The organism is Intrasporangium sp., from assembly GCF_036566125.1.
Lineage (GTDB): Bacteria > Actinomycetota > Actinomycetes > Actinomycetales > Dermatophilaceae > Intrasporangium.
This window is the reverse complement of sequence record NZ_DATCWX010000180.1, coordinates 1-6326: the sequence shown is the minus strand read 5'-3', so window position 1 is coordinate 6326 and position 6326 is coordinate 1. Positions and strand designations below refer to the sequence as shown.

The window sequence follows — 6326 nt, the reverse complement described above, 5'->3', positions numbered from 1 at the left end:
ACCTTCCTCATCCAGCACTGGCTCGGCATCGAGGGCATGGCCCGCCGCTACGCCGACTACCTGCCCGAGGAGGGCTTCCAGGCCGGGAACATCGTCTCCAGCATGGGTGCCTTCCTGCTCGGAGCGTCGATGATCCCGTTCCTCTACAACGTGTGGCGCACCTGGAAGAAGGCGCCGCTGGTCAACACGGATGACCCTTGGGGCTACGGCGCGTCCCTCGAGTGGGCGACGTCCTCCCCGCCGCCGCGGCACAACTTCACCTCGCTTCCCCGGATCCGTTCCGAGCGTCCTGCCTTCGACCTGCACCACCCCGAGACTGCGCCTCCGTCGTGGCATGCGCCTGCCGACTTCACGTTGAACATCGAGCCGGAGGATCAGGAGGCGCCCCCAAAGCGAGGCTGAGGTCCACTACTGCGGCGTACATTCGTGAGATGACCGGGTCGGATCCCAAGATGTCGCCCGAGGACATCCGTCTCTACATGATGGGCGAGCACCCCGGGATGGCCGAGCACCGCCGGCGCTTCAAGCACATCCCATCGGAGCCGCGGTGCAAGCTGTGCATGGTCCCATTCGGCGGCATCGGGGGCGCTGCGTTCCGGGTCCGGGGCTTCGGCCGCTCGTCCAACCCGATGCTGTGCTCGAAGTGCACAGTGGAGCTGGCCAAGAACGGCCTCACCGGTGTCGAGATCCCGTGCACGCTCCTGTTCTCGGACATCCGAGGCTCGACCGCGCTGGGTGAGAAGATGCGGCCCACCGAGTTCCATGCCTTCCTCGACCGCTTCTACAAGCTCGCCACCCGGGCCATCATCGACCACGACGGGCTCGTCGACAAGCTCGTCGGCGACGAGGTCATCGGCCTGTTCTTCGGCGGCGTCAGCGGCCCGGACCACGCAGGCGCCGGCATCCGCGCGGCCCTCGACCTGGCCGCCCGCGCCGCCGACCGCAAGGCGACCCCGATGGGGCCGATCCCTGTCGGGACGGCGGTCCACACCGGGGACGCCTTCGTCGGCGCGACCGCTCTCAACGGCTCGGTTGATGACTTCACCGCCCTGGGCGACACGGTGAACACGACGGCCCGGCTCGCCTCGGCGGCCGGTCCCGGGGAGGTGCTCGTGAGCAGCGCCTCGGCCGCGGGCGCCCACCTCGCCGTGGAGCAGGAGGAGCACCGAGTCCTGGAGATCCGGGGCCGCACCGAGCCGATCGAGGTCGTCGTCCTGCACGTTTCCCGGCCAGTTCCTGCGGCAGACTGAGGGCGTGCCCGACGACTTCCTCGTGGCCCGGAACCCGGAGGCGGACAGTTCCCTGCCCTACCTCGTGCGGATCCCGCTCGGGCGGGAGGGGGTGGTGCTCAAGGCCCGAGAGACGTGGCCACGCACCAGCAAGGTCTACTGCCACCGCGCCGACGGGTGGCCCGCGAACCCGGAGATCGTCGAACGCGTGCCCACGCGCGTCTGCACCAGCCGCGGCGCCGCCATCGACCTCGTCCTCGACCGCGGCCGGGAGAACCGATCCCAGTTCGTGCTTGCACGAGCGAAGGGACGGCAGGTCATCTTCTGGCAGACACCGCGCACGGCCAAACAGGCCCGACCCAACGTCCGGATCCCCACGGCGCGGCCGCGCACGACCGACGGAGAGCCCGGAACGGCGCCCTCAGAGCTGGAGATCCTCGTCGATACCCACGAGCGCTACGCGTGGAAGTTCAGCCAGCAGCAGGCGACCACCGACAAGAGGTCACTGCCCGTCGGGGACTATGCGGTGGAACTCGACGCACAGGTCGTGGCCGCGGTCGAGCGCAAGTCCCTGCAAGACCTGTCCTCGAGCCTGCTGAACGGGAAGCTCCGGTACGCGCTGGCCGAGCTCAGCGGCATACGGCATGGGGCGGTGGTGGTGGAGGACAAGTACTCGCGCGTGTTCTCGCTGGCGCACGTGCGGCCGTCGGCGGTGGCGGACGCCATCGCCGAGTGCCAGGCGAGGTACCCGTCAGTGCCGATCGTGTTCTGCGAGACCCGGGCCCTGGCGCAGGAGTGGACCTACCGCTTCCTGGCAGCCGCGCTGCACGAGGCGAGACTGGAACTCGGCGCAGCGCCGCACCTCTATGACCTCGAACCCGCCGGACCCGTGCCACCGCGCGAGCCCACGACGGCCGAGGTCCGCGCGTGGGCCCTCGCGGCGGGTCTCCCGGTGAGTGACCGAGGGCGGATGCGTCCGGAGATCTGGGAGGCCTACCGAGCCGCGGTCGGTCAGTGACCCCGAACCCGTCACATCCAAACGCATCCCGTGCCACCGTTGATCCATGGGGGCACACGGGGCACTGAGGTGGACATTGTGATGAACAACGCGGATGTGGTCGTTGTCCTGCCCGGGATCATGGGCAGCACGCTCGGGGTGCGCGGCAAGGACGGCTCACCAGCCGGGGACAACCTCTTCTGGGCGCCGTCAGGTGGCGCGGTCTGGAACCTGTTGACCAGACGCAACAGCATCCTCGACCACGCGCTGCCGGAGGGCATCGGTGACGCCCACCCGGGCGACGGGGTGGAACCGGTGGGCCTGATGCCGGACGTCCACGCGATCCCCGGGATCTGGACCCCGTTGAAGGGCTATGACGTCCTCGTGAACCACCTGCGATCGCTCGGCTACCACGAGGCGACTGGCGACCGCCCCGCGAATCTCATTCTCGCGCCGTATGACTGGCGCCTGTCGAACCGCTACAACGGTCAGCGCCTCGGGACCATCATCGAGCCGGCACTCGACCGCTGGCGCGCCCAGGGCGGGCAGTACGCCGACGCGCGCGTGGTCTTCGTGTGCCACTCGATGGGTGGCCTCGTCGCGCGCTGGTACATCGAGCGGTGCGGCGGCCACGAGGTCACCCGCAAGCTCATCACCCTGGGCACGCCATGGCGGGGCGCGACCAACGCGATCGAGCAGCTTGTCAACGGCGTCCGCAAGGGTGTCGGGCCGCTGTCGATCAACCTCACGGACTTCGCCAGGAGCCTTCCGTCGCTGCACCAGCTGATGCCCGAGTTCGCTTGCATCACAGACGGGTCCGGATTCCTCAAGACCACCGAGACCACGGTGCCGGAGCTGCGCACCGAGATGGTCAAGGACGCGATGGCCTTCCACACTGACCTGCAGGAGGCCGAGCGCGGGCGAGCCGAGAGCCGGGCGATGGCCCACCTCGTCGTCGGGATCCGCCAGCCGACGAACACCACAGTCCGGCTGGCCAACGGGCGCGCCACGGTCTCGGAGACGTTCGGGTCGGAGAACGACTACGGCGATGGGACCGTCCCACTGACCGGTGCGATTGGGCACGACGAGCGCCTGGACACCAACATCGCCGTGCGCGTGCCCGAGAACCACAGCGCCCTGCAGTGCAACCGCTTCGTGCTCGACCAGGTCCAGGAACTCCTCACGGCCACGCCGGTCCGTCGTCGCGACCTCTCGATCGTCAGTCTGCGTGCCCGGGTGCCGGACCTCGTCGTCGAGGGCGAGCTGCTCGAGGTGGGCGTCGACACCGACGTGGATGCCGATGCCGGCCCGCTCGGGGCCGGACCGCCGTCCTCGCTCGCGATCACGGTCACCACCGAGAGGGGCAAGGTCATCGCCCGAGAGGTCGTCACGCTCGACGGTGATGGATCCGGACGGGCCTCGTTGGCAGACCTCCCACCCGGCACCCACACCGTGACGGTCTCGGGCGTCACCCCCTCGGCGGGAGTCCGCACGGTCACATCGTCGACGATGGTCTGGCCGCCAGCGCCGGTCTGACGAGGCCCGCCGAGGAGCCTCAGGGCACGCCCGGCAGCAACCAGGTCTGCCCGGTGGAGCTGTCGACCAGAGCCGCCCGGTTGACCGTGCCGGTGAGAGGCAGGATGTCGGCCACCTCCTTGACGACGACCGCGAGCGCCGATCCCGTCGCGCGCGTGGCCAGCGAGACATGCGGCACCCAGCGGCCCGGGCCATAGTGTCGGTGGAGCATCGCACCGGTCTCGGTGACGGCCGCCGCGACCGCCTCCTGCCGTGCCGCCACGTCGGCCGGGACCGCCGGTGCGAGCGCCGCACGACCGCGGGGAAACGCCACCGTCCCCTGGAAGCTCACCTGGAAAGCGCCCTTGTCCGGCAGGTCCTCCATCGCGGACTGGACGAGCCCCATGTCCCACTCCAGCAGGACCGCGTAGGAGAGATGCGGCAGGTGCTTCCCATGGGTGTGCGACTCGAGTGTCCGAATCCCTCTCTGCTCCAGCCGTGCCCACAACTCGCGGATCAGCCGGTCGGTCCGCGGGTCGAAGAGGAGGCACACAGCCAGAGCCATCCCCATAGCCTGCCACGCGATCACACACCGGGTCGGACCTTGGCAAACCGGGCGGATTCGGGCTGGGTACCCGCACTCATCCTCACGCCATCGCGTATCTCCCTGCTGCGTCACGCACCTGTGCTGTCGACGCCAACAGCACTCAAGGAGAATCACCATGTCGCAGTACGTCGCCGACCGTCCCGGTCGCCAGATCCACCTCCCGAAGCCAGAACTCGCTACCACCGTCGGCCAGCTCCACGGCCTGCTCGAGCGCTACAGCATCGCTCTCCTTCGCATCAGCCTCGGGCTCGTCTTCCTCGGCTTCGGCATCCTGAAGTTCTTCCCGGGCCTCAGCCCGGCCGAGGACATTGCCGCGGCCACCATCGAGCGCCTCACCTTCGGCGTCATCGCCGGGCACCACGCCGTCCTCATGACCGCGGTGGTCGAGACCTTCATCGGGCTCACGCTCGTGACAGGCCGATTCGTCCGCCTCGGCCTCGTCGTCCTGACCGGCGCCCTGGTCGGGATCATGTCGCCTCTCGTCCTCTTCACCGACCAGCTCTTCCCGCACGGCCCTTCGCTCATGGGCCAGTACGTCGTCAAGGACATCATCCTCGCGGCCGGTGCCATGGTCGTGGCCGCCTCTGCTCTCGGTTCCCGCCTCCGCCCCGAGGATGGCGAGGACTGAGCCGCCCTCCCACGTCACCTTCCACGCGAAGCCGGCTGAGCGGCATACGGAATCATCCGTATGCCGCTCAGCTCACTCATGCGGGCACCGCCGCCTTGGGCTGTTGCTGAGGTGCATACACGACGTGCCTCCCGACGGCCGCGCGCGCCACCCGGAGGGCGGTAGCGGGTGCCATGAGGGATTCCGGTGGCGCGAGGAGGTTCACCACGCGCATCAACGCCCGTGCGACGTGGACGTCCTCTCGCGCCGCCCGCTGGGCGGCCCGCACGTAGGGGGCGACCACGCTGTGACCGCGTGGCCGAGTGCCGGTGACTCCGTCGAGCTGGACAACGGCGCCGACGACGAGGGACCACAGCTGGTCCACGAGGGTGACCGCCTGGCGGTGTTAGCCCGACGCCACGCTCATCCCTTGGCCGAACGTGGGGTCGAAGGAGCTGATCGCGTCTCCGATGACCGCAATTGCTCCGGAAGCCGCACCTGCTCGATGCGCCGGCGCACGCAGTGGGGAAAGCGGTAGTGGGCGATGTCCCCGAGGAACTCGTGTCGGTCCACCAGCTGGCCGATCTCCGGCGCGACAAGGGTGTGTGCGAAGGCGCGGAAGCCGTCGGGGTCGACCGGCGGCTGGTGCTCGGTATAGCCGGCGATCGTCAGCGCCCAGGTGCCGTCCTCCTGGCGGACGCCAAGCTGGCCATCCGCACACGAGACTCGGCTCGCCGAGTTCGATGCCGTCCCTGCCGGTCGGCCCTGACCCCGCGTGGAGGGCGGGGCAGGGCCGACCGGCCCCCTGTGGAACCGGCGGCGTCAGCCGAGCGGATCCGGCACGGCGACGACCGTCCAGGGCGGACTTCCCGGAGCGGTGTCGAGCTGGCTGTTGACGACGAGGTAGCGGCCTCCGGACGAAGCCACCGTCGTCGGGGTCGAGAAGTCCGCATCGGTTGTGGCGGCCACCACTGAGCCGGTGCGCCACTCCGGGTCCAGCCGGGCGACGTAGAGTCCCTGCCCGGTGTCTGGCGCACCGTAGTTGAGGACGCCGTGGACCACATCTCCCTCGAGCGCCATCCCGTCGGGGCCGAAGTTGCCGAAGACGCTGCCGTCCATGACGACGAACTCGGCCGCTGCCGCCTCGGTGTCGACCCGGATGAGTGCGCCGAGGCCCTGGGCGGAGACAAGCAGGCGCGAGCCGTCGGGCGAGGCGTCGATCCCGTTGAGGTAGAACCAGCCCGGCTCGAACGACGGCATGAGCTCCCGAGCTCGTAGCCACGGCCTCAGCTCGCCGATGGCGTTGCCCTGCAGGCCCATCCGCCACATCAAGGCATTCGCCGAGTCGGTGACGTAGACGGCGTCTGACGT

General features: G+C 69.5%; 7 protein-coding genes and 1 pseudogene. 5 read left to right on the top strand and 3 right to left on the bottom strand.

Annotated elements, in window-relative coordinates:
* The 4 genes and pseudogenes from VIR15_RS10795 to VIR15_RS10780 all read left to right on the top strand — a co-directional run.
* Window positions 1–402 (top strand): annotated as a pseudogene (locus VIR15_RS10795) (hypothetical protein); the annotation flags it as partial.
* 29 nt (window positions 403–431) lie between these two features.
* Window positions 432–1250, top strand: coding sequence for an adenylate/guanylate cyclase domain-containing protein (locus VIR15_RS10790; RefSeq protein WP_331927481.1), 819 nt, complete (start codon window positions 432–434; stop codon window positions 1248–1250).
* A gap of 4 nt (window positions 1251–1254) precedes the next feature.
* Window positions 1255–2247 carry an ERCC4 domain-containing protein gene (locus VIR15_RS10785; protein ID WP_331927480.1) on the top strand — a complete coding sequence of 331 codons (993 nt, stop codon included), beginning with the start codon at window positions 1255–1257 and terminating at the stop codon, window positions 2245–2247.
* 81 nt (window positions 2248–2328) lie between these two features.
* Entirely contained in the window at window positions 2329–3762 is a 1434-nt protein-coding gene (locus VIR15_RS10780; protein ID WP_331927479.1) for an esterase/lipase family protein, read from the top strand.
* 19 nt (window positions 3763–3781) lie between these two features.
* Here VIR15_RS10780 and VIR15_RS10775 read toward each other — a convergent pair whose 3' ends face one another.
* The gene (locus VIR15_RS10775; protein WP_331927478.1) at window positions 3782–4306 is read right to left on the bottom strand and encodes a 2'-5' RNA ligase family protein; all 525 of its coding nucleotides are present in this window, start codon (window positions 4304–4306) and stop codon (window positions 3782–3784) included.
* A gap of 157 nt (window positions 4307–4463) precedes the next feature.
* Here VIR15_RS10775 and VIR15_RS10770 point away from each other — a divergent pair, with 157 nt between their 5' ends.
* A complete protein-coding gene (locus VIR15_RS10770; protein ID WP_331927477.1) occupies window positions 4464–4976 on the top strand; it encodes a DoxX family membrane protein in 513 nt (170 codons plus the stop codon).
* Between the two features lie 76 nt (window positions 4977–5052).
* Here the strand turns inward: VIR15_RS10770 and VIR15_RS10765 are convergent, their stop codons facing one another.
* Both VIR15_RS10765 and VIR15_RS10760 read right to left on the bottom strand, forming a co-directional pair.
* Window positions 5053–5340: a hypothetical protein gene (locus tag VIR15_RS10765; RefSeq protein ID WP_331927476.1), complete on the bottom strand. Its 288-nt coding sequence runs from the start codon at window positions 5338–5340 to the stop codon at window positions 5053–5055.
* Window positions 5341–5777: 437 nt separating this feature from the next.
* A partial coding sequence (locus VIR15_RS10760; RefSeq protein WP_331927475.1) for a hypothetical protein occupies window positions 5778–6326 on the bottom strand: 549 nt, incomplete at its 5' end.